Annotated in this window: 1 pseudogene; it reads right to left on the reverse strand. The window is 56.3% G+C overall.

From position 1 onward, the window contains the following. Positions 1-423, reverse strand: a pseudogene (locus AC5ZGW_RS47225) (hypothetical protein); the annotation flags it as partial.

Below are 423 nucleotides of genomic sequence, written 5' to 3' on the forward strand. Positions count from 1 at the left end.
CCTCACTGTTGAAAGCCTCTGCTGTCCCGTCGCCGCGGTAGTGGCCGTTAAGCGGCACCAGGAAGTGCTGGCGAAGGCTTTCTTCGTCCAGGTTCACGAAAGCATCAGGGCTGCGCTCCATGACCTTGGCCATGGACTCAATGATCTGAAGGATATGCTGATAATCATCCTCAATCAGCTCCGGCTCGGAAACGAACGCTTTCCGCCTGCCGTTTGACAGGGAGGCTGGCACGGGCTTGCGCTGGATCTGCGGTGCTTTGTGGCTCGTTGGAACGGGGAGCACGGGTTTCATATTTAGCCCGATCGAGGCTGCCATGTTCCTTGCGTCGAGGAGCCTCTTCTTTCGAGCTTCAATATCCCGGAGGATGTTCTTCCTAAGATTGTCATTATGCGGCTTTGCGAGGTCGCGTTGCCAGCCAAGAT

Source organism: Bradyrhizobium sp. Crot121, assembly GCF_059512385.1.